This window comes from Devosia sp. Root685 (genome assembly GCF_001427875.1).
In the GTDB taxonomy this organism is placed as follows: domain Bacteria; phylum Pseudomonadota; class Alphaproteobacteria; order Rhizobiales; family Devosiaceae; genus Devosia.
In genome coordinates, this window is sequence record NZ_LMHK01000002.1 from 1,367,267 (window position 1) to 1,390,501 (window position 23,235).

The window sequence follows — 23,235 nt, forward strand, 5'->3', positions numbered from 1 at the left end:
ACTACACTCACTAAAACCGGATCGGCGCGATACCCACGCTGAAGCGATAGACAGGCTGATTGTCGAAGGGTTGGGAGGAGATAAGGGGCTGCTCGAGGCTAAGCTCACCGAACAGCAGGCCGTTTTGCAGGCGGACGCCACCGGCTATGCCTGCGGCATTGCCGGTGGTGGCAGCCCCTGACGCGCCAGGGAAGGTCCAGCCGAGATCCAGGGCGCCGAAAAGCGTCCCTTGACCGAGAACGGTCTTGAAGGCGTCGTTATCAAAATCGGTCTTATGGGAGATCTCGTTGCGCAAGGTTATGGCGTTCTCGCTGCCAAGCACGGCACTTTCAAAACCACGTACCGACGAGGCCCCGCCCACACTCATATGTTCCGAGCTGTAGAGCGCGTCGGGGCTCCATTGGCCCCTCGCGGTCGTCGACCAGGCCATCCCATTCTGGTGCTGCAAGATGAGGTCGACCTGACCATCGACCTTGGTGAAGATTGAGAATGGATCTGCGTCGACGTCCACGCCGAGAATGGGCAGTCCACGCGAAATTCCGGCCGACGCCTTGATCAACCCGAGGCCGGCCAGCTTGTGCTCGTGCTCAAGACCGATGCGGGCGATCGTCAGATTCCTGCTGGAAACGTCAATCAGCGACCCGGCGAGAAAATTCCGGTTGGCCTTTGCGGACAGGCCCAGGATCAGGTGCGTCTTGCTGGACTGGTCGCGCGCCAACAGCTTGCGGATATCGAGTGTATGGGTCCAGCTGTCACCCGAGGATTCAAAGGTTTGCAACTGTCCTGCGATCGGTGACCGATAGCTGTAAAAGCTGGTGCCGATGTCGAAGGTCCAGTCGCCCAGTGGAAGCGTCAGCGAGGCAGTGACATTCTGAGAGCTCTTGCTGTCGCTTTCGCTATCGAGGTTCCGCTTGTAGGATGCTCGAATTGTTTCAAAGGCGCCAAAAACGTCTTCGAGCACCAGATTTGTCGCTGACTGCAATTTTCCCGTTGTGTCAGCGCCGCTATTGTCGACGCTTTGCTTCAAAGAGAGCGGGGATCCAGACGTGATCTCCACGACGCCGATGCTCGTTCCGACTTCGTCGCCGGGGCGAAAGGTCACCTTCGCATCCATGGACCCCAAGGCGTTGATCTGGTCGATGCCCTGCTCAAACTCTCTGAGCTGAACCACGCGGCCCGGCTGTGCTGGTACAGCCGCATGGCCGATAGCGCGCGGTTGACCATTTTCCAGGAGCTCTACGTCGGCAAGACGGCCTTCCATGACGCTGATATGCAATTGGCCGGAAGATAAATCCTGCTCCGGCAAATATGCGCGCGAGGTCACGAAGCCCGCATCGACATAGAGGTTGGTCGTCAGGCGAACCAACTCGAACATCTGTTCGAGCGAAAAGCACGAGACGCCTGCATGCAGTGCGGCCAGTCGGTCTTTCGAGAAGAGGCTTGCCCCATCGAAATGCACTTCGCTGACTGGGATGCAGGCGGCAGATGCGGTGCCCGTGAGGTCAGTTGGTTCTTCCGGCAGTTGCCCAGGGAACGATGGGGTAGTGCCATGGCGCTCTGCCTCCAGGCGGAGGGCCTGTTCTGCTTGCTGTTGCTGCGCATCGCGCTGCACTCGGGCAAGCGCATCGGCGTCTTGGGCCGATGCGTACTGCCAGCCGATCGGAGATAAACTCACCAACAGAACGGCGATCAGGCAATGCTTCTGAATATACCGCAAACCGAGATATCGACCTGATCAAATCAACCAATACAAAATCCGTACTAGTTTTGATTCCGTGGCGTGTCAATTTTCTATGTGACTGCAAAGGGTTGCGTTTCGTTACGTCGGATTTAACCAAAATCGTCGCATACGGAAATCTCCCAATATGCGAATTAGGACCTTCACTGTATGAACTTCGCCCGCCGAATTCCGGCGTCCGTCAAAAGTCGATTTCATTTGTCTCTCACCATGCGTTTCCGTGGGGTGTGGACGAGCAAGGGCAGGGCGTTGCACCCTTCCGAATTGAAGTGATAGCTGCCAAGGGGCAGGTACACTCAGCGGTGCACTGATGACTTTCGAGAAGTTCTTCATTCCATCGCCCGAACCCCGGGTCGAATTGGAGATCGTTGCCGCTAAGCCCGAGGGGAAAGGTCCGTTTCCAACAATCGTGTTCAACCACGGTTCGACTGGATGAGGGCAGAATACGGCCCTTTACACCAGGACCGTGGCGCCGGCCGTAGTGGCAAGCCATTTTGCCGATCGTGGTTGGATGGTGCTGTTCCCTCAACGTCGAGGGAGGGGGAAGTCAGGCGTAGCGTATGGCGAAGGCCTTGCTTCCGATGGCTCGGGCTATTCGTGCAAGGTTGAAATTGCGCTGGCGGGCTTCGAGCGCGCCGTCGAAGACGTCGACGCTGTCGTCCGGCATTTACGCGGTCGGATGGACGTGGATCACGGCAAGCTCGTCATCGGAGGCGTTTCGCGTGGCGGCATCCTGGCCATCGCGTATGCAGGTGTGAGGCCAAACATATTCTGCGGTGCCATCAACTTCAACGGCGGCTGGCTAGGGAGAGGATGTCCGAGCCACGAATTCGTCAATCCGCTGCTTTTCGAGCGAGGTGCCACGACCGAATTTCCTAGTCTTTGGCTGCATGGCAACTCTGACCAGTACTACCGGATAGAGCACTGCCGGGCAAATTTTGACAGGTTCCGGTTGGCGGGCGGGCGAGGGACGTTCGTCGCCGCACCGATGGGCCATGCTCTTATGTTCAAGCCGGCCCTTTGGGGCGAGCAAGTTGATCAGTATTTGCGCGATCTACGAGATTAGGCCTCCGATCGTGTGGCCGCTTATCTATCTGCAGTTCCAAAACCTGACTGTCGGCTTACCACCCCATTTCCGCCGTCCGCCTTCTACTCTCGTTCGCCAGCCCGAAGAGGGCGATCGAGCGTGTCCACTGCGGTGACGGCGCCATCAGGCATCTCGAGAGCTAGACCGGCGTCTAATGTCAAAATTTGCGCGACCAAATGGCAATGCACAGCGTGGCCTCTCCGCCACAGATGAACATCACGTTTATGGGAGCGATTGCTCCCGTTAAGGTTTCATGAGTAATGAATTTAATCCAGATCTGCCCGAATCTCAGGGATTCGCGGGCGTTTCCGGCGTGAGTAGGAGCAAAGATGCGTAAGCTAGTGGTCAGTCTCGTTGCGGTGCTTGCTGCGACCTCATTTGGCCAGGTGGCAATCGGCCAGGAAGTGGCCGCTCTTGCCATTCAGCCCGTTGTTATCGCTCCGCCGCAAAACGATCTGGCCCGCACCATCAAGACTGGACTTTCCTCTGCCTATGGCTCCGCCAAGACCGGCTCGCGCGCCTATGAAGAGGCGCAAAAACTCTATTTCCTCTATGGCGAACGCCATTTCGAGCCGATCTGGCTCAGCGAAGGCGCCGGCGGCAAGGTGACCTTCTCGCCCTCCGCCCAAAAGATCATCGCGCTCTTTCAAGAGGCTGGCGCCGAAGGCCTGCGCCCCAGCGATTATCTGACCGCCGACATCGACCTCACCCGCGCCAATAGCAGCGACCCCATTGCCCTCGCCGGCCTTGAAACCGCCTTTTCCGGCGCGGTCCTCCGCTATGCCAACCATCTCTACAATGGCCGCATTCGCCCCCAGTCGGTGAGCGAAAACCTCGACATCCAGCCCAAGCCGATCGATCAGGCCGCTCTTCTCGAGCGCCTCGCCCAGAGTTCCGACCCCGCCCCGATCCTTGCCGAACTCGAGCCCAAACATCCCGAATTCCTGGCCCTGAAAGCCGCACTCGCCAATTTCGGCGCCAGCACCACGGCCCGTCCGGCCCCGATCGGGGAAGGTCCGGTGCTGCGCCCCGGCAATTCCGATGCCCGCGTCCACGCGATCCGCGCCCGGCTCGAACTGCCCGCAGTCACCTCGAACCTTTACGACGACACCCTCGTCACCGCCGTCGAAACCTTCCAGGGCGGCGTCGGCCTCGAAGTCGACGGCATTATCGGGCCGGCGACCATCGCGGCCTTCAATGGCGGCAATGCCACGCGCCGCGAGGACATTCTGGCCAATATGGAACGCTGGCGCTGGATGCCGGCCGACCTCGGCCAGTTCAACGTCTTCGTCAACATCCCCGAATTCCGCCTCTCCATTCAGCGCAATGGCGTCGAGGAATATGCCACCCGCGTCGTCGTCGGCACCACCAAGAACCAGACCCCGATTTTCTCGGACAATATCCGCCACCTGGTGGTCAATCCCTATTGGAACGTGCCCTCCTCGATCATCAAGGGCGAGATCGCCCCGGCCGTTTTGCGCAATCCCGGCTATACCGACAGCCACAATATGGATCTGCTCTATAACGGCACTCCGGTCAGCCCCTGGCAGGTGGATTGGTCGCAGGTCTCCACCTCCTACTTCCCCTTCAAGGTCCGCCAGCGCCCCGGCGCCGGCAATGCCCTGGGCCAGATCAAGTTTCTCTTCCCCAACAAGCACGACGTCTATCTCCACGATACGCCGTCCAAGTCGCTCTTCGCCCGGTCCTTCCGCGCCTTCAGCCACGGCTGCATTCGCGTCGAAAACCCCTTCGAATTCGCCGATGCGCTGATGGCCAATGAGACCAAGATCAGCCGCACCTCGCTCGAAGCCCTGTTCGGCCCCTCCGAGCGCTGGGTGAACCCGGAAAAACAGATTCCAGTCCACCTCGCTTACTTCACCCTGCGCGTCGGTCCGGATGGTGCGATCCGCTCCTATGGCGATGTCTACGGGCACAATGAAAAGCTCATCGAAGCCATGGGTCTTGCCAATTCCGCCCCGCCGACCATCATGGCCGAGGCCGAAAACGTCCCCGAAGAGCTGTCGCCGTAACCGAATGTGGCTGCGGTTACGCTCAACGGTAACAGTCTGTTAGCATTTTCGCCTTGGTTGCGCCTGTTTTTGCCCTTAATAACGAAGGCGTGAGGGGGCCTAAGGTCGGTTCACACCTGGTTAGCGTTAATAAAATCGAGCGATTTTTGCGCTAACGTCCAACGATACTGGCATTGAACCGGGCAGAGTTAGGCGTGACGGGGATTTCCTTTTTGCAGCGTGGTGTTCTCTCGCGTTTTATCGCGACGACGCTTGTAACTATTTGTATGACCGGCATTTTCGCCGTCCAGCCCGCCGTGGCTGCGACTGAGCGCGCCCTCTATCTCTACTATACGCACACCAAGGAAACCTCGCGCATCGTCTTCAAGCGCGACGGCAAATATGTGCAATCGGGCCTCAACGAGCTCAACCAGTTCCTCCGCGACTGGCGCCGCAACGAACCCACCAAGATGGACCCCCGCCTTTTCGATCTGGTTTGGGAGGTTTATCAAGAGGTTGGCGGCACTCAGCCGATCAATGTCGTCTCCGCCTACCGCTCCCCCGCCACCAATGCCATGCTGGCCGACAAGTCTTCGGGCGTTGCCGACAATTCCCAGCACATGCGCGGCACGGCCATGGATTTCTTCATTCCCGGCGTGAACCTGTCAAAATTGCGTGCCGTTGCAATGAGTAAGCAGGTTGGCGGCGTTGGTTTCTACCCAACCTCGGGCAGCCCCTTCGTCCATCTCGACGTCGGCTCCGTCCGCGCCTGGCCGCGCATGACCCGCGCCCAGCTCAAAGAAATTTTCCCCGACGGCCGCACCATGCATCTGCCGACCGACGGCAAGCCGCTCTCCCAGGAAGGCTACAACATCGCCCTCGCCGAGTGGAAACAGTGCCACGCCTATCCCTGCAATGGCCGCAGTTCCTCGGGCACCATGGTGGCCGATTCCGGCGGCGGCAGCGGCGGCAAGACGCTGATGGACGTGCTCTTTGGCGGTAAGCCGGGCAATGCCCCAGCGCCGGTCGCAGCGGCAGCACCCGCCCCTATGCAGGTCGCCGCCGTGGCGCCGCAGACCGCCACCTCCGACCTTGCCCCCGTTCCCGCCCCACGCCCGGCCAGCATGATGGTTGCAGCCGTAGCAACGCCGCAGCCTTCCGCCGTGGCGCCCGTTCCGGCCGACCCCGCCTTCATGCCCTTCTCGACCGTCGGCAGCGCGCCGCTCGACGCCGCGGAGCTGACGACGCCCGTTATTGCCCCAATGCCGGCGATGAAATCCGAAACTCTGCGCGTCGCCACCGCTGCGGCCCTGCCCGCCGGCGATGCCGTCACGGCTCTTGCCGCGTTGACCGACGCACCCGTTCCGATGCCGCCGCTCCATGCGGCCGAGCCCGAAGTCACGCTCACAGCCTATGCCGCGGCACCAGCCGGTCTCGGCCGCCCCGTGATCGCTTCGCTAGGTCCGACCGTGACCGGCTCCATTCCCGCCACGCCCGCGTCGCGCTCCGTTCTTGCCTCGGTCGGTACGCCCATGCCAACCGAACTGACAGCGCTGCCGCCCTCGCAGACGGAAATGGCCAACCTCTTCTCAGGCACTTTTGACGCCGTCGAAAGCGCCAAACCATCCGAACTCGTCGCCGCTCTGACCAGCCACGTTTCGCGTCCGGTCGCCGCCGGCATGCGCAAGCCCGACCTCGTTGCGCCCGATTTCGAGCACGTCGCCGATGTCTTTGCCGCCCCGGTGAGCCTGAGCTCCAACCACTTCGCGGTGATCTTCGATCGTGATGAAGCCGATTTCGATCCCACCCCGGAAATGGGCCGCTACGTCATCGTCATGGGTGCCGGGGAAGACACGACCATGGGCGGAAATCGCCGTTTCGCACCCTCGACCAACTAAAACGCTGGCAACGCCGTATCGGCGCCACTTTCTTTGATTTCAAGCGTTTGGTGAGACCGGCACCTTGCCGTGCCGGTCCTTGCATTGGCACGGTCACGCGCCTAAAGAACGTTCTGCTGCCGCCGCTTCCCAAGGAGCCCTCGCTTGGCCGAAAAGCCGCACACGCCGTTGCTCGACACGGTTCAAACGCCCGCCGATCTGCGCGCCCTGCCCCGCGAGCAGTTGCGCCAGCTTGCCGATGAACTGCGCACCGAAGTCATCGACGCCGTTTCCGTTACCGGCGGCCACCTCGGCGCCGGCCTTGGCGTCGTCGAGCTGACCGTAGCGCTGCACGCGGTTTTCGACACCCCACATGATCGCATCATCTGGGACGTCGGCCACCAGGCCTATCCGCACAAGATTCTGACTGGCCGCCGCGACCGCATGCGCACGCTGCGCCAGAAGGACGGCCTTTCCGGCTTCACCCGGCGCGCCGAAAGCGAATACGATCCCTTTGGCGCTGGCCACTCCTCGACCTCGATTTCCGCAGGCCTCGGCATGGCCGTTGCGAGCGAACATCTCGATACGCCACGCAATGTCGTTGCTGTCATCGGCGATGGCGCCATGTCGGCCGGCATGGCCTATGAAGCCATGAACAATGCCGGCGACATGGACGCGCGGCTCGTCGTCATTCTCAACGACAACGACATGTCCATCGCGCCCCCGACCGGCGCCTTGCGCGCTTATCTCGCCCAACTCGTCTCAAGCCCGGCCTATCGCGGCACGCGCGACGCGGCAAAATCCGTGGTCAGCAAACTGCCGCAGTTCCTCTATGAACCGGCGCGCAAAACCGAGGAATTCGCCCGCTCCTTCTTCACCGGCGGCACGCTTTTTGAAGAGCTTGGCTTCTATTATGTCGGCCCCATCGACGGGCACAATCTCGACCACCTGCTGCCCGTGCTCGACAATGTGCGCGAGATGGAAAAAGGCCCCGTCCTCGTCCATGTCGTGACGAAGAAAGGCAAGGGCTATGCCCCCGCCGAAGACTCGGCCGACAAGTATCATGGCGTCTCAAAATTCAACGTCATCACCGGCGCCCAGACCAAGGCGCCGTCCAACGCGCCATCCTATACGTCGGTCTTTGCCGAAACGCTGATCCAGGAAGCGCAGAACGACAAGCGCGTCGTTGCCGTCACCGCTGCCATGCCCTCGGGTACCGGCCTCGACAAGTTCGCTGAACTCTTCCCCGACCGCATCTACGATGTCGGCATCGCCGAACAACACGCCGTCACCTTCGCGGCGGGCCTTGCCAGCGAAGGCATGCGCCCCTTCTGCGCCATCTATTCGACCTTCCTGCAGCGCGCCTATGATCAGGTGATCCACGACGTCGCTATCCAGGGTCTGCCGGTGCGCTTTGCCATCGACCGCGCCGGTTTCGTCGGCGCCGATGGCCCCACCCATGCCGGCAATTACGACAATGCCTATCTCGGCGCCATTCCCGGCATCGTGCAGATGGCCGCCGCCGACGAAGCCGAACTCCGCCATATGGTGGCAACGGCATCAGCCTATGACGCCGGCCCGATCAGCTTCCGCTATCCCCGTGGCGATGGCATGGGCGTCGACATGCCCGCCCGTGGCGAAATCCTGTCCATCGGCAAGGGCCGCATCATCCGCCAGGGCAGCACGATTGCGCTCCTGTCCTATGGCACGCGGCTGGGCGAAGTGCTCGCCGCCGCCGACAAGCTCGCAGCCCTCGGCCTCAACCCGACCGTCGCCGATGCGCGTTTCTTAAAGCCGCTCGATGAAGAGCTAACCGCTCGTCTCGCCCAGACGCACGACGTGCTGATATCAACCGAGGAAGGCGGCCTTGGCGGCTTTGGCAGCCACGTGGCGACCTTCCTCGCCTTGAACGGCCTCCTTGACGGCAAGGTGCGTTTCCGCCCGCTGATGATCCCGGATCGTTTCGACGAGCATTCGAGCCAGAACGACATGTACGCCGCCGCGGGCCTCGACCGCGCCGGCATCGTCCAGACCGCTCTCACCACCCTCGGATATGACGAAGCCGCCATGAAGGCGGCCCTGGCTCAGGCGTAAAGCCGCGGCCTAAAAAGCCCCAAACCCACAGTGTCATTCCCGCGAAAGCGGGAATCTCCGTTTTCAGCCTTTAGCAGAGATTCCCGCTTTCGCGGGAATGACACCGTGGTTGGGAAAATGAGGCGTTCTGGCCTTACTTCCAGGTAAAAGCCCGCGTCACAGCATAATTGAACACCGAGCTCATGATCGCGCCCGAAAGGCCCGCTACAAAAGTCTGGTGATCCCACTGGTAGATCGCGTTGGCGACGGAAATATTGGCGATGCCGCCCAGCGCGCAGATCGCACAAAAACTGAGGAAGCCGGTAATCAACCTGCGGCCCTTAAGCTTGCGATCGGCATAGGTCAGGTTGTTATTAAGCACAAAATTCCAGGCCATGGCGATCATCGTCGCGGCGATCTGGGAAATCAAAAACTCCGTCGTCTGCGACACCACCTCGCCCTGGATCAGCACCGAGGTGAAGAACCACAGCGTGGCTAGGTGCACGACGACGCCGGTGCCACCAACGAGACCGAAGAGCAAAAAACTCGGCGGCAACGCGCCGCCAGTCATCTTCGATACCCAGAGACCCAAATACTGGATCACGATCAGCGGGTTCATCTTGCTCTCGCCCGCATGGCGCGGGCGGAACGTATAGGGCACTTCGGCGATCTTCAGCGGCTTGCCCATGCGGGCTGACGTCACGATCAGGTCGATCAGAATCTTGAACCCATCGCTGGCAAGCTTCGGCGCAGCTTCAAGCGCCGCCTCCCGACGAATGAGAAAAAACCCGCTCATCGGATCGCTCACCGCCTGCCCGGCGATCATGCCGGCAAGACGATTGGCAAGATTGCTGCCCGAAAGCCGCGCCTCGCTGAGACCATCGCCGGCCGAACCGCCCTCGGCAAAGCGCGACCCGACGACGAGATCGGCGCCGCTCAGCGCTTCCGCCAACATCTGGGGAAGGATGGTTTCGTCATGCTGATGGTCGGCATCGATCACGGCAACATATGGCGCGGCCGTTACCGCCATGCCCTCGATACAGGCCGAGGCAAGTCCCCGCCGACCAAAGCGTCTGACGCAGCGGATATTGGCATAGACCCGGCTCAACTCGTTGACAACGTCGGCCGTCCCATCGGGACTATTGTCGTCGACGACGATCATTTCCCAGGCGGTATCGCCCAGCGCCAGCGCAACCTTTTCATAAAGCAACTCGATGTTGCCCCGCTCATTATAGGAGGGGACGATGACGGCGAGCTGCGGGGGGCGAAAATTGGTGGGAAGTGCGACGCTGGCTTCTTGGATAGGGCCGTTCGACATTTTCTTGAGCACTCTGGCTGCGGGCATCCCCCTTAAAAGCACGTCACGCACTTAAAGTTGCGTGGGATAGATTTCATGGCAGGGTTGCGTGGCACGCAGATGTGGCCCGCCGCGCTTTGTGTCACTTCACCCTTTCCCCATGGCAGGAGGCGCCGTGTATCCCCCCAGTATCGATTTCAGGCAGGATAGGCCCAGCGCGCTGATCCTGCTTTTGCCGCTCGTTTTCGTTCTGAGCGGCACGCTGATCCGCTTCCTCGCCTTCCGCTATGCTCAGCCCGATACCGAATGGACGCAGTATTTCAGCGCACTCTGCCGCTGGGATTGCACTTGGTATGTCCGCATGGCCGAAACCGGCTACGACACTTTTCCGGTCCCCTCGCGCGTCAATGCCGGCAATTGGGCGTTCTTTCCGTTCTATCCGATCCTCGTCGGGCTGATCGGCAAGCTCATCCCCCTGCCCACCATCGTTTTGGCGAGCCTTCTCTCGATACTGACGGCCTATGCCGCCGTCGTCGTGGCCTGGCCGCTGCTGGGCCGGAATATCCGCGCCTATACGCTCTACGCCGCCTTCATGCTGTCCGGCCCCGTCTCGTTCTATTTCACCACCTTCTTCACCGAGGTGATGTTCGTCCTCCTGACGACGCTGGTCTTCCGGTTTCTTGGTCGCTCGGACTATCTCGGCGCTGCCGCCGCATCAGCCCTCCTCTCGGCCACCCGCATCGTCGGTGTCTTCGCCTCACTCTCTATCGGCATCAAGGCGCTGATGGACTATCGGCAGGACAAAGGAACCTGGCGCGGCATCCTCGGCGGCCTTCTCGGTCAACCAAAACTGGTGCTTGCCATCTTCATCTCGCCGCTCGGCTTTTTCACCTATATGGCCTTCCTCAATTATTGGGTCGGCGATGGCCTCGCCTTCAGCCACACCCAGCGCGCCTGGGGCCGGCAGATCGCCAATCCCCTGACCTATCTCTGGGAAGGTCTCGTCAATTGGCCTGGCGCTGGTGCCCTCCTCAGCAATTCCCAGATCCTGGCGCTCGCCGCCATTGTCGGCCTCGGGCTCACCGCAGTTCTCGCCTGGCGAAAACAATGGCCTGCCGTGGTCTTTTGCCTCTTCTGCATCGTCATTCCACTCGCCGCCGGCCTTGCGTCGATGCTCCGCTTCATGGCCGGCATGGCCCCGATCACCATCACCGCGGCAACGCTTCTGGGCAAAAACCGGGTCGTCTTCGCCGTCAGCCTTGTGGGCCTCATCATCGGCGCCTGGTTCGTTACGCTCGCCTGGCTGGGAGGCAATGTTGCGCTTGTCTGATCGCTCGCCCCTGGCGCTTGGCGCCTATGCCTTCGCCGCTATTATCGCGCTCGTCGAGCTGACCATTCTCTGGCAAGGCCTACACCCCAGCGTGTCCGCGGACTATCGTGCCTACTATATCGACCGCACGACCACCTGCCTGCCGCAGCCGGTCACCGGCGAATATGTGCTGGGCGCGGAACTCGATTTCCGCTCGGACGGCGACGAAACCCGTGAACTACGCCCCTGTGGCTGGACCGGGACTGCCGGCGACGGCGCCCATTCGGTCGGCGAAACCTCGCGCCTGCGCTTTGCAGTAAGCGCGCCCGGTGCGCTGACACTGATGCTGGAATTGACCGGCGTCACCCTGCCGGGCCCCGCCCAGCAACGGGTTCTGATCTCGGCCAATGGCAAGGAAATCGGGGAAATTGCGGTAACGCCCGACAAGACCGAGCGTTTTGCCATCTCAATCCCGGCAAGTGCCCGGGACGATGATGGCTTTGTCGACATAAAACTCGACTATCCCGACGCCATTTCGCCGGGCAAGCGGGTCGCGAACACCTATTGGCGCTCGGTAAAACTCACCGCCGCTTCGCTCAGCCCGGCATGAGCAGATTTGCTCAGCCCGGCAGTACCGGGCTGAGCTGGGCAAAAATCAGTCGGAACCGCCTTCGATCATGCCGAGCGCCGACATGTAAAGTTCGAGTATGGCTTCCTGCTCCATGCGCTCATTGGCGTCCTGCTTGCGGATCGTCACGATCTTCCTGAGGATTTTCGTATCGAAACCGTTGCCCTTGGCTTCGGCATAGATTTCCTTGATGTCAGCCGCGATCGCGGCCTTTTCTTCTTCCATCCGCTCGATGCGCTCGATAAAGGCGCGGAGCTGATCCTGGGCGACGCTGTCTTCGACGGCCATCGTAAACCTCTTTTTGTTCTGGCTGTCTTGAACCCCAAGGGCTCGTTCGGTTCAAGCCCTTGACTGGCCGATTCTCCCAAGAAGCACGAAATGCATGCCCGCAATTCGGTCAAATCCAGTCATTAGCCATTGACCGCACTTGTCGCATCGGCTCAAACACTCCCGGTATCTCCCATGACCAATGGCCCGCTCTTGCACCGCTTCTGCCTCGGCTCGACGCTTTTGCCGCTTCTTGCTTGTGGCTTTTTTTTAAGCCCGGTCGTGCCCGCCTATGCGGATCTGCGCATTTGCAACGAGACGGCAAATATCCTCTCCGTGTCCCTTGGCTATCGCGCCGAGCGCGGCTGGATGAGCGAAGGCTGGTGGCAAACCCCGCCCGGCGATTGCCGAACCCTCTATCAGGGCGACCTGCAACGGCGCTTTTATTACCTCTATGCCGTCGACGATATCGGCGGCGGCGCCTGGGATGGCCAGGTGTTCATGTGCACGCGTGACGAAACCTTCACAATATTCGGGGTTGAGGATTGCCTCGCGCGGGGCTATGAGCGCACCGGGTTCTTTGAAATCGATACCCAGAACCGGACGGACTGGACGCTGCAGCTGACCGAAAGCGCGGGCGCCCCCAATGTGGTCGGTCCGGATGCCGGTGAAGATCTCGAAGAGCCAGCCTTCCTGGTTGACCCCGAAAATAATGCCGATCAGGTGGTACCTCTCCCGCCACCACCTCCAGACAGACAGAGCACGGATACGCAATGAGACGGATCAGACGCGCAAAGATCATCGCCACCCTCGGGCCTGCCAGCCACGAGGAAAAGATGATCGAGGAACTGGCCAAGGCCGGTGCGGACGTTTTCCGCATCAACATGAGCCATGCCAGCCACGAAGTGCTGCATCAGACCGTTGCGCGTATCCGCAATGTCGAAGCGCGCCTCAAGCATCCGCTCGGCATTCTCGTCGACCTGCAGGGCCCTAAGCTGCGCGTCTGGAAGTTTGCCGAAGGTTCGGTCAACCTGGTCCAGGGCCAGAAATTCACGCTCGATAGCGACAAGAACGACACCGGTAATTCCGAGCGCGTCTACCTGCCGCATCCGGAAATCATCGAGAGCGTCTCCGTCGGCGACCGTCTTCTTTTGGACGATGGCAAGCTCCAGCTCAAGGCGACTAAAGTCGGAGGCGGCGTCATTGAGACCGAAGTCGTCTATGGCGGCAAGCTGAGCGACAAGAAGGGCGTGTCCCTGCCCGATACGCTGCTGCCGACCGGCGCCCTCACCGAAAAGGATCACGCCGATCTTCTCGAAGGCCTCAAGGCCGAAGCCGACTGGATCGCGCTTTCCTTTGTGCAGCGTCCTGAAGACATCATCGACGTTCGCAAGATCGTCCAGGGCCGCGCCGGCGTCATGGCCAAGATCGAAAAGCCCCAGGCTATCGATCGTCTCGAAGAAATCGTAAAACTCTCCGACGCCATCATGGTCGCCCGTGGTGACCTCGGCGTCGAACTGCCGCTCGAAACCGTTCCGGGCCTCCAAAAGCGCATGATCCGCATGTCTCGCCGCTATGGCAAGCCGGTGGTCGTGGCAACGCAGATGCTCGAATCCATGATCACCGCGCCGGTCCCGACCCGCGCCGAAGTCTCGGACGTTTCCATCGCCGTCTTCGAAGGCGCCGATGCGGTCATGCTCTCGGCTGAGTCGGCCTCGGGCCAGTACCCGATCGAAGCCGTCGCGACCATGAACAAGGTGGCCGTTGCCGTCGAAAGCGACGCCAACTACCGCAACATCATCCGTGCCGCCCAGACCGAGCCGGAAGCAACCGCCGCCGACGCCATTTCGGCAGCGACCCGCCAGGTTGCCGAAACACTCGATCTCGCAGCCATCGTCACCTACACGGCCTCCGGCTCGACCGGCATCCGCGCTGCCCGCGAGCGGCCCAGCAAGCCCATCATCGTGCTCTCGCCCAATATGCGCACCATTCGTCGCATGTCGGTGGTCTGGGGCGTCCATTGCGTCCAGACCGAAGACGCGGTGAGCCTCGAAGACATGGTCGATCGCGCCTGCGTCATCGCCTACCAGGAGGGCTTTGCCCGCCCCGGCGACCGCATCGCCATCACCGCCGGCATTCCGCTCGGCACACCGGGCGCCACCAACATGCTCCGCATCGCCTTCGTCCGCCAGGACGGCGCCGGCTCGAGCTAAGGTCTTTTGCACCTGAATTGAAAGAGGCCTCGGACATCGTCCGGGGCCTCTTTTTTTTGGAATAGCTGGCGTGATCGAAGGGCCGGAGTCGACTCCATTGCGGGCATTGCCCCTCGGAGAAAACCGACAGGAAGCGGACGCTTGAGATAGACTCAATCCGACCCAAAAATGCGCGCTACCAGCGGATAGCATTCACTGCAAACCACTACTGCGGACCTCATCTGCCTCCCGTGGGTGACTGGTGATCACGATCCTGTCGGCCATCCCCTCGTTTGCGAGAAAGTCGAGCAAATCCAGCATCGTGCCCGCAGGGGCTGTTCCAAAGTCGACCGTCAAATACCAAAGCTGCCCATTCGTTTCGACGGGCGTCGCAGAGTGAATGGCATTCGCCGCCCGATTGGTAGTTCTTGTATCACCGATGTCCAGCCATGAGGTCAGCAAGCCTTCCAGCTTCGCTAGATCAGGCAACGGACGGTCGAATGCGATCTGGGCAGAGCACCAAGTGAATGGATAAATCTCGATAGTCACGGGGCCGAGCTGAAAGCCCGATGCCTCGAATGTCTGCGACGGATCGAGCCAAATTTCATAAGCGTGGGGTGGTCCATCCGCGCTATTTTCCATCAAGTCAGCCCGTATGAAACGGTAGGGATATGCGAGCGCATCAGTGTCTACGGAAATCAGTACTTCCCGAGCATATCGATTTGTCTTGGATGACATTTCTTCTGCAACGGCCTCGAAATGAGCCACGTAGCGATCACGCTCGGCAGAAATGATGGAATCGATCGACATGGCCAGGCACCCCTCTCACTGATTGTTCTCCGATAACACATCACGGAATGGCTAATCTGCGAAACTGCGCGCAGCAAATATTCAAGGGCACCAGCGTATCGCTCGCCTTACCCAACTTACATTCCCAACCAACCTTTCGCGTTTCTCGCCGACTTTTCCCGGCTTGGGCCGGTCCAGCCGATCTACCTATGTCGTCTTTCACATTGCAGGGGTGGCAAGCGGACTGTCCGCTACCCGCCCCATCCTCGCCAAAAACAACAAGGCCCGCATTTGCATGCGGGCCTTGTCGATACTCTTCGCGGTGAACGCTCAGCCCTGGCGGGCCTTAAAGCGCTTGTCCACCTTGTTGATGATGTAAACGCGACCGCGGCGGCGGACGAGCTTGTTCGCGCGGTGGCGCGTCATCAACGCCTTCAGCGAGTTGGTTACCTTCATCGGTCTAATTCCCTGGTCAAACAAAAGGGGCGCCAAGGCGCCCGAAAACTTGCGCTCTTCATAGGGAAAAGGGTCGGCCCTGTCAACGCGCCCGGCAAAGAGATTTACCCCTTTCGACTCCGGCCTTCCCCTCTATCCGTTAACCGGCAGGTCAGCCTTGTCAGGCTAGAGTTTGCGCCGGTTCCAGGGGGCTGGGAATGGACAGAATAGTCAAGCACGGCGTCGTGGTCGCCGATCCGGTAGAGAACATGGCGTCGCTTATCGGAGCCATGGTGCGGGGCCTTGGCCATCGCATGGTGTTGGAAATTACCAACCCGCGCGAGCTGAAAGCCGTGCTCGACAGCCGCTCCTATAGCCTGATCATCCTCGATGACATGATGGGCTCGCCGGACGCCGTCGAATTGGTGCGCCAGATGCGGACCGATATCGACAGCCCCAACCGCACCACCGCGATCATCATGATGTCATCGGCGCCCGACATTGCCCGCATTGCCGAAGCACGCGATGCCGGGGTCAGCGAGTTCCTCAAAAAGCCATTCTCCGCCACCGATCTGCAAAAGCGCATTGCCGGCCTCGACATCAAGCCGCGCGAATTCATCGAGGCGCCCGAATATGCCGGCCCCGACCGGCGGCGGCGCAAGCTCACCGCCGGCATTGAGGATCAGCGCACTATCACCGAGCCCGAGACTTAAGCGCGCGGCTTCGGCGCGTTACGCGGCGGCATGTCGTTTGAATAGATATTGTGCAGGCCGACATTGAGAATGTCGCGCTCGCCACAAAGCGCCATGGTCGTGTCGAGTTCCTTGCGGATGATCTCGAGCACGCGCGTCACGCCCGCTTCCCCGCCCGCACCAAGCCCATAGAGCATCGGCCGGCCGATAAAGGTCGCCCTGGCGCCGTAAGCCAGTGCCTTGACGACGTCCTGACCCGAGCGAATGCCGCTATCGAGATAGACCTCGGTCTGCTTGCCGACACGATCGACGATCTCGGGCAGCACGCGAATGGTGGATGGCGCGCCATCGAGCTGCCTGCCGCCATGGTTGGAAACCACCACCGCATCGGCACCATTATCCACCGCTGCCTGTGCATCGTCGGCATCAAGCACGCCCTTGACGATCACCGGACCGCCAAAGCGCTCCTTGATCCAGCGCACATCGCCCCAGTTGAGCGTCGGGTCGAACTGACTCGCCGTCCAGGCCGAGAGCGAGGCAAGGTCATGATCGCCACTCACGTGACCGACGATATTGCGGAACGTGTGCCGCTTGGTCCCCAGCATGCGCGCACACCAGAGCGGGTGCTGCATCATCTGCCAGATCGAATAGGGCGTGAATTTCGGCGGCGTCGCCAAGCCGTTCTTGATGTCCTTGTGCCGTTGCCCAAGAATCTGCAGGTCCATGGTCAGCACCAGCGCCGAGCATTTGGCCGCCTTGGCGCGATCGATCAGGCGATTGATGAAATCGCGGTCGCGCATCACATAGAGCTGGAACCAGAATGGCGCCGTGGTGTTCTCGGCCACGTCCTCGATCGAGCAGACGCTCATGGTCGAAAGCGAAAACGGAATACCGAATTTCTCGGCTGCTTTCGCCGCCTTGATCTCACCATCGGCAGTCTGCATGCCCCCGGTTGCAGCCGGCGCAATGGCGACCGGCATGGTGATTTCCTTGCCCAGCATCTTGGTCTTGAGGTTGCGCCCCTCAAGGTTGACCGCCACCTTCTGGTTGAGCTTGATCTTGTTAAAATCGCTCTCGTTCTCGCGATAGGTGCTCTCGGTATAGGAACCGCTATCGGCATATTCGAAGAACATTTTCGGTACGCGCCGCCGCGCCACCCGCATCATTTCGTCAACGGTGAGAATCTTGTCGATGGCGGTCATGGAAGAGGCTCCGAAAGCGGGTTCGACTTGCCCTAGCAACTAACATGTTAGTAGTCAATGTGGCTGGAAAACGGTCTACGAAATGGGCTGCGCCGCCTTGCGCCCCAACACCAGCGTCGAGAAAATCACGAGGAAGGCGAAGATGACCATGCCGCCGGCCACCACATGCGCCTTCTCCCATTCGAGCCGCTCGACGAAGTCATAGATGGCGATGGACAGCACCTTGGTCTGTCCCGGAATATTGCCCCCAATCATCAGCACGACGCCGAATTCGCCCATCGTATGGGCAAAAGCCATGATGGACCCGACGAGATAGCCGGGCATGGCGAGGGGCAGCACCACGCGCACAAAGCGCTGCCGCGCCGAAGCGCCCAACGTATCCGCGGCCTCCATCACATCAGCATCGATGGAAGCAAAGGCATTGCGCAGCGGCTGCACCATGAAGGGCAGTGAGGCAATCGCGCCGCCAATCACCAGCCCGCCAAAGGAAAAGGCTAGCGTCCGCGCGCCCCAAAGCGTGGCAATCGCCCCGCCCGGACCATTGGGCCCGAGCGCCAGCAGGAGATAAAATCCAAGCACGGTCGGCGGCAGCACCAGCGGCAGGGAGACCACGGCCCCAACCACCTCCTTACCGCGCCACTGACTGCGCGCCAGCCACCAAGCCAACGGGGACCCGACCAACAGCAGCACAACTGTGACACTAGCGGCCAGCGCCAGCGTCAGGAGAACTGCGGAAAGAAGCGGGTCGCTACCGGTCATGGCACCGAATAGCCCGCCGCCTCGATCACCGAAACCGCCTCGTCGGATTTCAGAAAATCAAAAAATGCCAGAGCGGCCGGATTGGTCTCGCCGGTCTTGAGCAGCACCGCGCCCTGCGCGATCGGCTCATGGAGGTCCCCCGGCACCAGCCATTGGCCGGCCTTGCCCAGCACTTGGCTTGCCGCAACAAACCCGAGTTCGGCATTACCGCTTTCGACAAATTGCAGCGTCTGGGAAATGTTTTCGCCTTGCACCAGTTTCGGCGTCAGCGTTTCCAATAGGCCGAGCGCGGTCAGGGTTTCCACCGCCGCCTTGCCATAGGGCGCCGCCGCCGGATCGGCGATGGCGAGCTTGTTATAGTCGCCCTCCAGCGCGGCTACTCCGTCCGTCACATCGCGGCCCGGCGCATAAAGCACCAACCGGCCTTCGGCATAGATAAAGAAAGTCCCATCGACACCAAAACCCTCGTCGATCGCCTTTTGTGGACGGGCCTCGTCAGCCGCAAGGAAAATCCCGAACGGCGCCGCCTGGGTGATCTGAGTATAGAGCTGACCGGTCGCGCCGAAGCTCAACGCGACCTGATGCTCGCCCTTCGCTTCAAAGATTCTGGCCAGTTCTTCCGCCACCGCGGTGAAATTGGCCGCGACAGCGACGTTGACGGTCTCGGCAAAGGCGGGGACGGACGTGGCGGCTACAATGGCAAGAGAGAGCAGCAGACGGGACAAGAAAGCCTCCGATATGTTCAACTGACCATATCGATGGATGAAACACCCCACCTTCGCAAGCGATATGTTCATCAGGATATATCGGAAATCAGCCCGCGCAATGCGACAATGTCTTCGGCAATCGCCGCCTCGGTCGCTTTCTGCATAGCACGATAGCGCGCCAGCACCTCTTCCCCGAGCGGGGTCAACCGCGCCCCACCCTGGTCGGCCCCACCCCGCGCCGTCTCCACCAGCGGCCTGCCAAACCCCTCATTGAGCGCCTGCACCAGGCCCCAGGCCCGCTTGTAGCTCATGCCCATTTCCTTGCCGGCAGCAGAAATGGACCCCGTCCGGGCAATCCCCTCAAGGAGATCGGCCCGGCCGGGGCCAACATAGGCTTTATCACTAAGGACAATTCGGAGATGGCCGAGGCCGGAGGGGCGCGCAGACTTGTTCATGCGATCACCCCCCCAAAAAATGCTACCCCCGCAGCGCGCTCGCTTCCTTCGCCAGCGCCTCGATCCGCGCAAAATCGCCGCTCGCCAGCGCGTCGGCCGGCATGATCCAGCTGCCGCCCACGCAGATGACATTAGGCAGCGCGAGATAGGTCTTGGCCTTGACCACATCGATGCCGCCGGTCGGGCAGAAGGTGATATCGGGCAGCGGCGAGGCAAAGGCTTTCAGCACCGGTGCACCGCCCAGCGCTTCGGCCGGGAAAAATTTCAGGAACGAATAGCCCCGCTCGGCCGCTGCCATGGCTTCGGTCGGGGTGCCGATACCAGGCAAGAGCGGAATGGCGACATCATCAGCCGCGTCGAGCAGCCTTGGCGAAGCGCCGGGCGACACCATGAAGCGGCAACCGGCGTCGACCGATGCCTTCATATGGCCCGCGTTCCGCACCGTGCCCGACCCGACGATGGCGCCGGTTACCTTGGCCATTTCTTCCATGACTTTCAGCGCATTGGGCGTACGCAGCGTCACTTCCAGCACCGGCAGGCCGCCGGCAACCAGTGCCTCGGCCAATGGCCGCGCCTGCGAAACATCATCGAGGATGATGACGGGCACGACGGGCGCCAGCGAGAGAATGGAACGAATGGCGTTTGCGTCCTGCGGCATGGGCATCACTTCCAAAAGGCAAAGGAAAGGTTCGCCGAAGGGTTAGGCCCAACCCCTCTTTCCTGCAAGCCCGCCCCGCAAAAAAGCGCGCTGACCTCAAGCAAGGTTGCCTATGTCGCTGCGCAACCGTAAATAGTGCCCAGGCCCCGCAAGAGGAGATCGCACCATGGCACTAGACGGCTTCACTCTCGACGGGCTCAGCATCACGCTGATCGGCCTCGGCATTCTGCTCATTCTGGTGCTGTTTGCCGGCGCCAAGACGATCCCGCAGGGTTATAATTATACCGTCGAGCGCTTCGGCAAATATACCCGCACGTTGAAGCCGGGCCTCAATCTGATCATTCCGTTCATCGACACGATCGGCAAAAAGATCAACGTCATGGAACAGGTGCTCGACGTTCCCCACCAGGAAGTCATCACCCGCGATAACGCCTCCATCACCGCCAATGGCGTGACCTTCTATCAGATCCTCGATGCGGCAGCCGCCGCCTACGAAGTGTCCAATCTCGAAAACGCCATCCTCAACCTCACCATGACCAATATCCGCACGGTCATGGGCTCGATGGACCTCGACGAACTCCTCAGCCACCGCGACGAGATCAACGAACGCCTGCTGCGCGTCGTCGATACCGCCGTCTCGCCCTGGGGCGTGAAAATTACCCGTATCGAAATCAAGGACATCGATCCGCCCAAGGATCTCGTTGAATCCATGGGCCGGCAGATGAAGGCCGAGCGCGAAAAGCGCGCCACCATTCTCGAAGCCGAAGGCAGCCGCCAGTCCGCCATTCTCAAGGCCGAGGGCGAAAAGCAAGCCCAGGTCCTCGAAGCCGAGGGCCGCAAGGAAGCCGCCTTCCGCGACGCCGAAGCCCGCGAACGCTCCGCCGAGGCCGAAGCCAAGGCCACCCAGATGGTCTCCGACGCCATTGCCTCGGGCAATGTGCAAGCCATCAATTATTTCGTCGCCAATAACTATATCGAGGCCCTCGGCAAGATCGCCACCTCGCCCAACCAGAAGGTGCTGATGTTGCCGGTCGAGGCATCAAGCGTCATCGGCGCCATTGGCGGCATTAGCGAAATCGCCCGTGAAGCCTTTGGTGGCGGCGCGCCGACGGCAGCCCGCCCGACGTCGCGTCCGCCGGCCGCCGGCCAGCCGCCGCGCGAACCCGGTCAGTTCTAGCCCGGGGGCAATCCATGGCGCTCATCGAGTTCCTCGCCGCCAATGCCCCCTGGGCCTGGATCATAGCCGGGCTCGTTCTCCTCGCGCTCGAACTCGTCGTGCCGGGCGGCTATCTCCTCTGGCTCGGCATTGCCGGGCTGATCACCGGGCTGGTGGTGCTGTTCGAGCCCATCGCCTGGCCCTTCCAGTGGTTGATGTTCGGCGTCCTGGCCCTCGTCGCCATTACCCTCTGGACACGCTGGAGCCGCAACCGCCCCAGCCAGTCCGATCGCCCCTATCTCAATCGCCGCGCCGATAGTTTTATCGGCCACGAAGCCGTGCTCGAACAGCCCATTGCGGGCGGCTTCGGCCGTCTTGCCCTCGGCGACACCATCTGGCGCATTGCCGGCCCCGACTTGCCCGCAGGTCAACGCATCCGCATCGTCGGGAGCGAAGGCGCCGTGCTGCTGGTCGAGGCGGTTTGAGACAGAAAGCAAGCATTCGTTAACCATAAGCTGAAAGGATCGCGCGCGGGGCATTCTGTCTGCCCCCAGTTTTTCGGAGCGCGGTTTGCCTTTCTCGCAGCACACCAGAAGCCTGGCCCTCAGCCTGGTTGCCGGCCTCATGGCCGGCACGGCTATGGCTGCGCCTGCGCTGCTGCAAACCGAACCGCTCGATGAGACGGCGACCGCCAGCGTCACCGCCCCGGCCCGCCAGACCGTCTCCGACCCCGCCCTTTCCAATGCTCGCCTCCGACCGGGCGTCTACCCGGCCCAGCCGGTTCCGCCCGAATTTGCAATTGGTCCCGAAACCAGTCAAAGCGCCCCGCTCGATTGGTCCGTCGGCCTGCGCGGTACCTATCTCAGTTCCAACGGCGAAGGCAGCTTCGTCGCGCACCTCTTGCCGCGCTTCACCTATACCCACGCTGGCGGGATCGCGACTATCGTGGTCGATGGCAGCGCCGATATCGCCAAGACCGGCGGCCAAAACCTGCCGACCCTCACCTCGGGCGGGCTCTCGATTTCAGGTTCCGCGCCGATCGATTCGGTTACCACCGCGTCAGCCTCCGCAAATATCGGCCTCACCCAGGACCTGCCGGGCACAGCCGGCCTTTCGCCCTCGATTCTAACCCCGCCGCAGGTTTTCACCGGCGGTGGTGAAGTCGGCGTCACCCGTCAGTTTGGCCGCTTCAATCTCGGGCTCGGCGCCGGCGTAAACCGCACCGTCTATGGCCCGACCGAGCGCAGCGATACCGGCCTCACCGACAATTCCGAGCAAAATTATTGGGCCGCCAGCGCCAATCTCCGGCTCGGCTATCAGGTCACGCCAATCCTTGAGGTTTTTGGACAAGGCGAACTGCAGCGGGACATTTTCGACACGCCGACGGCCAGCTTGGGCGTCTATCCCAATGCCACCAACCGCTCGCTGCGCGCCGGCATTGCCGGCAAATGGAACGACATCTGGTCGGCCAGCGCCTCGGTGGGCATTGGCGAACGCGTCTTCGACGAAGCAACGCTCGGCGCCATCCGCGCCCAGCTTTATGGCGCCGAAATCAGTTACACCCCTGATTCGACAGTGAAGCTAACGGCCGGTCTAGAGACCGCGCTCGCCCCCGCTGGTGCCGATAACCCGGGCAATGCCCGCATCCAGTACACCGCCTTCACCAATGCCCAATATACGGTCAATACCTGGCTGCGCCTGCGCGCCTCGGCCAATTGGAGCAATTCCGAACTCGTCGGCACCGGCACCACCGAACGCCGCCTCGGCCTCGGCGCTGGCGCCGACTATGTTTTCAACACCCATACGAGCCTGAACGCCGATTACGGCTACGGCAATACCGACAAAGCCAACGGCAACACCCAGACCCATCAGGTGAGCCTGGGCGTCACGATCGCGCGTTGATCG

The 23,235-nt window shown here is 61.2% G+C and carries 22 protein-coding genes; 12 read left to right on the forward strand and 10 right to left on the reverse strand.

From position 1 onward, the window contains the following. Positions 1-10 precede the first annotated feature (10 nt). The gene (locus tag ASD83_RS14845; protein ID WP_082561215.1) at positions 11-1,717 is read right to left on the reverse strand and encodes a ShlB/FhaC/HecB family hemolysin secretion/activation protein; all 1,707 of its coding nucleotides are present in this window, start codon (positions 1,715-1,717) and stop codon (positions 11-13) included. Between the two features lie 502 nt (positions 1,718-2,219). On the opposite strand from ASD83_RS14845, the gene ASD83_RS14855 reads away from it, so the two are divergent. From ASD83_RS14855 to dxs, 4 genes are all read left to right on the forward strand, one after another. After that, on the forward strand, positions 2,220-2,804 hold the full coding sequence (locus tag ASD83_RS14855; RefSeq protein WP_244489184.1) for an alpha/beta hydrolase family protein: 585 nt from the start codon (positions 2,220-2,222) through the stop codon (positions 2,802-2,804). Positions 2,805-3,154: 350 nt separating this feature from the next. Next, positions 3,155-4,855: a L,D-transpeptidase family protein gene (locus ASD83_RS14860; RefSeq protein WP_082561216.1), complete on the forward strand. Its 1,701-nt coding sequence runs from the start codon at positions 3,155-3,157 to the stop codon at positions 4,853-4,855. A gap of 194 nt (positions 4,856-5,049) precedes the next feature. Continuing rightward, positions 5,050-6,732, forward strand: coding sequence for a DUF882 domain-containing protein (locus ASD83_RS14865; protein WP_320409109.1), 1,683 nt, complete (start codon positions 5,050-5,052; stop codon positions 6,730-6,732). A gap of 144 nt (positions 6,733-6,876) precedes the next feature. After that, the gene (dxs, locus tag ASD83_RS14870) at positions 6,877-8,805 is read left to right on the forward strand and encodes a 1-deoxy-D-xylulose-5-phosphate synthase (RefSeq protein WP_056312142.1); all 1,929 of its coding nucleotides are present in this window, start codon (positions 6,877-6,879) and stop codon (positions 8,803-8,805) included. A gap of 133 nt (positions 8,806-8,938) precedes the next feature. Here the strand turns inward: dxs and ASD83_RS14875 are convergent, their stop codons facing one another. Then, positions 8,939-10,102: a glycosyltransferase family 2 protein gene (locus tag ASD83_RS14875; RefSeq protein ID WP_056312144.1), complete on the reverse strand. Its 1,164-nt coding sequence runs from the start codon at positions 10,100-10,102 to the stop codon at positions 8,939-8,941. 154 nt (positions 10,103-10,256) lie between these two features. Here ASD83_RS14875 and ASD83_RS14880 point away from each other — a divergent pair, with 154 nt between their 5' ends. Together ASD83_RS14880 and ASD83_RS14885 are read left to right on the forward strand one after the other, a co-directional pair. Then, on the forward strand, positions 10,257-11,411 hold the full coding sequence (locus ASD83_RS14880; RefSeq protein WP_056312146.1) for a hypothetical protein: 1,155 nt from the start codon (positions 10,257-10,259) through the stop codon (positions 11,409-11,411). Beyond that, positions 11,395-12,000, forward strand: a complete 606-nt coding sequence (locus ASD83_RS14885) for a hypothetical protein (RefSeq protein WP_056312148.1) — start codon at positions 11,395-11,397, stop codon at positions 11,998-12,000. Before ASD83_RS14880 ends, ASD83_RS14885 begins: the two co-directional genes overlap by 17 nt. Positions 12,001-12,045: 45 nt before the next feature. Here ASD83_RS14885 and ASD83_RS14890 read toward each other — a convergent pair whose 3' ends face one another. Beyond that, positions 12,046-12,306: a DUF2312 domain-containing protein gene (locus ASD83_RS14890; protein ID WP_056312150.1), complete on the reverse strand. Its 261-nt coding sequence runs from the start codon at positions 12,304-12,306 to the stop codon at positions 12,046-12,048. A 174-nt stretch (positions 12,307-12,480) separates the two neighbouring features. Between ASD83_RS14890 and ASD83_RS14895 the strand changes: the two genes are divergently transcribed. Together ASD83_RS14895 and pyk are read left to right on the forward strand one after the other, a co-directional pair. Beyond that, complete coding sequence (locus tag ASD83_RS14895; RefSeq protein ID WP_082561217.1) at positions 12,481-13,062, forward strand: DUF1036 domain-containing protein; 582 nt, start codon at positions 12,481-12,483, stop codon at positions 13,060-13,062. Then, complete coding sequence (pyk, locus tag ASD83_RS14900) at positions 13,059-14,498, forward strand: pyruvate kinase (RefSeq protein WP_056312152.1); 1,440 nt, start codon at positions 13,059-13,061, stop codon at positions 14,496-14,498. Before ASD83_RS14895 ends, pyk begins: the two co-directional genes overlap by 4 nt. Before the next feature lie 192 nt (positions 14,499-14,690). On the opposite strand, the gene ASD83_RS14905 is transcribed toward pyk, so the two are convergent. Then, positions 14,691-15,287, reverse strand: a complete 597-nt coding sequence (locus ASD83_RS14905) for a hypothetical protein (protein ID WP_056312154.1) — start codon at positions 15,285-15,287, stop codon at positions 14,691-14,693. Between the two features lie 309 nt (positions 15,288-15,596). Next, positions 15,597-15,722 carry a type B 50S ribosomal protein L36 gene (gene ykgO, locus ASD83_RS14910; protein ID WP_046144158.1) on the reverse strand — a complete coding sequence of 42 codons (126 nt, stop codon included), beginning with the start codon at positions 15,720-15,722 and terminating at the stop codon, positions 15,597-15,599. Between the two features lie 197 nt (positions 15,723-15,919). On the opposite strand from ykgO, the gene ASD83_RS14915 reads away from it, so the two are divergent. Further along, a complete protein-coding gene (locus tag ASD83_RS14915; RefSeq protein ID WP_056312156.1) occupies positions 15,920-16,414 on the forward strand; it encodes a response regulator in 495 nt (164 codons plus the stop codon). Here the strand turns inward: ASD83_RS14915 and ASD83_RS14920 are convergent. The 5 genes from ASD83_RS14920 to eda form a co-directional block, all read right to left on the reverse strand. Beyond that, positions 16,411-17,595, reverse strand: coding sequence for an alpha-hydroxy acid oxidase (locus tag ASD83_RS14920; RefSeq protein ID WP_056312158.1), 1,185 nt, complete (start codon positions 17,593-17,595; stop codon positions 16,411-16,413). The two genes, ASD83_RS14915 and ASD83_RS14920, sit on opposite strands and share 4 nt — an antisense overlap. A 75-nt stretch (positions 17,596-17,670) precedes the next feature. Beyond that, a complete protein-coding gene (modB, locus tag ASD83_RS14925; protein WP_056312161.1) occupies positions 17,671-18,354 on the reverse strand; it encodes a molybdate ABC transporter permease subunit in 684 nt (227 codons plus the stop codon). Continuing rightward, positions 18,351-19,079 (reverse strand): molybdate ABC transporter substrate-binding protein, encoded by a 729-nt coding sequence (gene modA, locus ASD83_RS14930; RefSeq protein ID WP_056312484.1) that lies wholly within the window; start codon positions 19,077-19,079, stop codon positions 18,351-18,353. Before modA ends, modB begins: the two co-directional genes overlap by 4 nt. Before the next feature lie 71 nt (positions 19,080-19,150). Then, a complete protein-coding gene (locus ASD83_RS14935) occupies positions 19,151-19,516 on the reverse strand; it encodes a winged helix-turn-helix domain-containing protein (RefSeq protein ID WP_056312162.1) in 366 nt (121 codons plus the stop codon). Between the two features lie 22 nt (positions 19,517-19,538). Further along, entirely contained in the window at positions 19,539-20,174 is a 636-nt protein-coding gene (eda, locus tag ASD83_RS14940; RefSeq protein ID WP_200946516.1) for a bifunctional 4-hydroxy-2-oxoglutarate aldolase/2-dehydro-3-deoxy-phosphogluconate aldolase, read from the reverse strand. A 166-nt stretch (positions 20,175-20,340) separates the two neighbouring features. Here eda and ASD83_RS14945 point away from each other — a divergent pair, with 166 nt between their 5' ends. From ASD83_RS14945 to ASD83_RS14955, 3 genes are all read left to right on the forward strand, one after another. Further along, entirely contained in the window at positions 20,341-21,351 is a 1,011-nt protein-coding gene (locus ASD83_RS14945; RefSeq protein ID WP_056312166.1) for an SPFH domain-containing protein, read from the forward strand. A 14-nt stretch (positions 21,352-21,365) separates the two neighbouring features. Beyond that, positions 21,366-21,815: an NfeD family protein gene (locus ASD83_RS14950; RefSeq protein WP_056312168.1), complete on the forward strand. Its 450-nt coding sequence runs from the start codon at positions 21,366-21,368 to the stop codon at positions 21,813-21,815. Between the two features lie 85 nt (positions 21,816-21,900). Next, positions 21,901-23,232 (forward strand): outer membrane beta-barrel protein, encoded by a 1,332-nt coding sequence (locus tag ASD83_RS14955; protein ID WP_056312170.1) that lies wholly within the window; start codon positions 21,901-21,903, stop codon positions 23,230-23,232. The last annotated feature ends 3 nt before the right edge of the window (positions 23,233-23,235 follow it).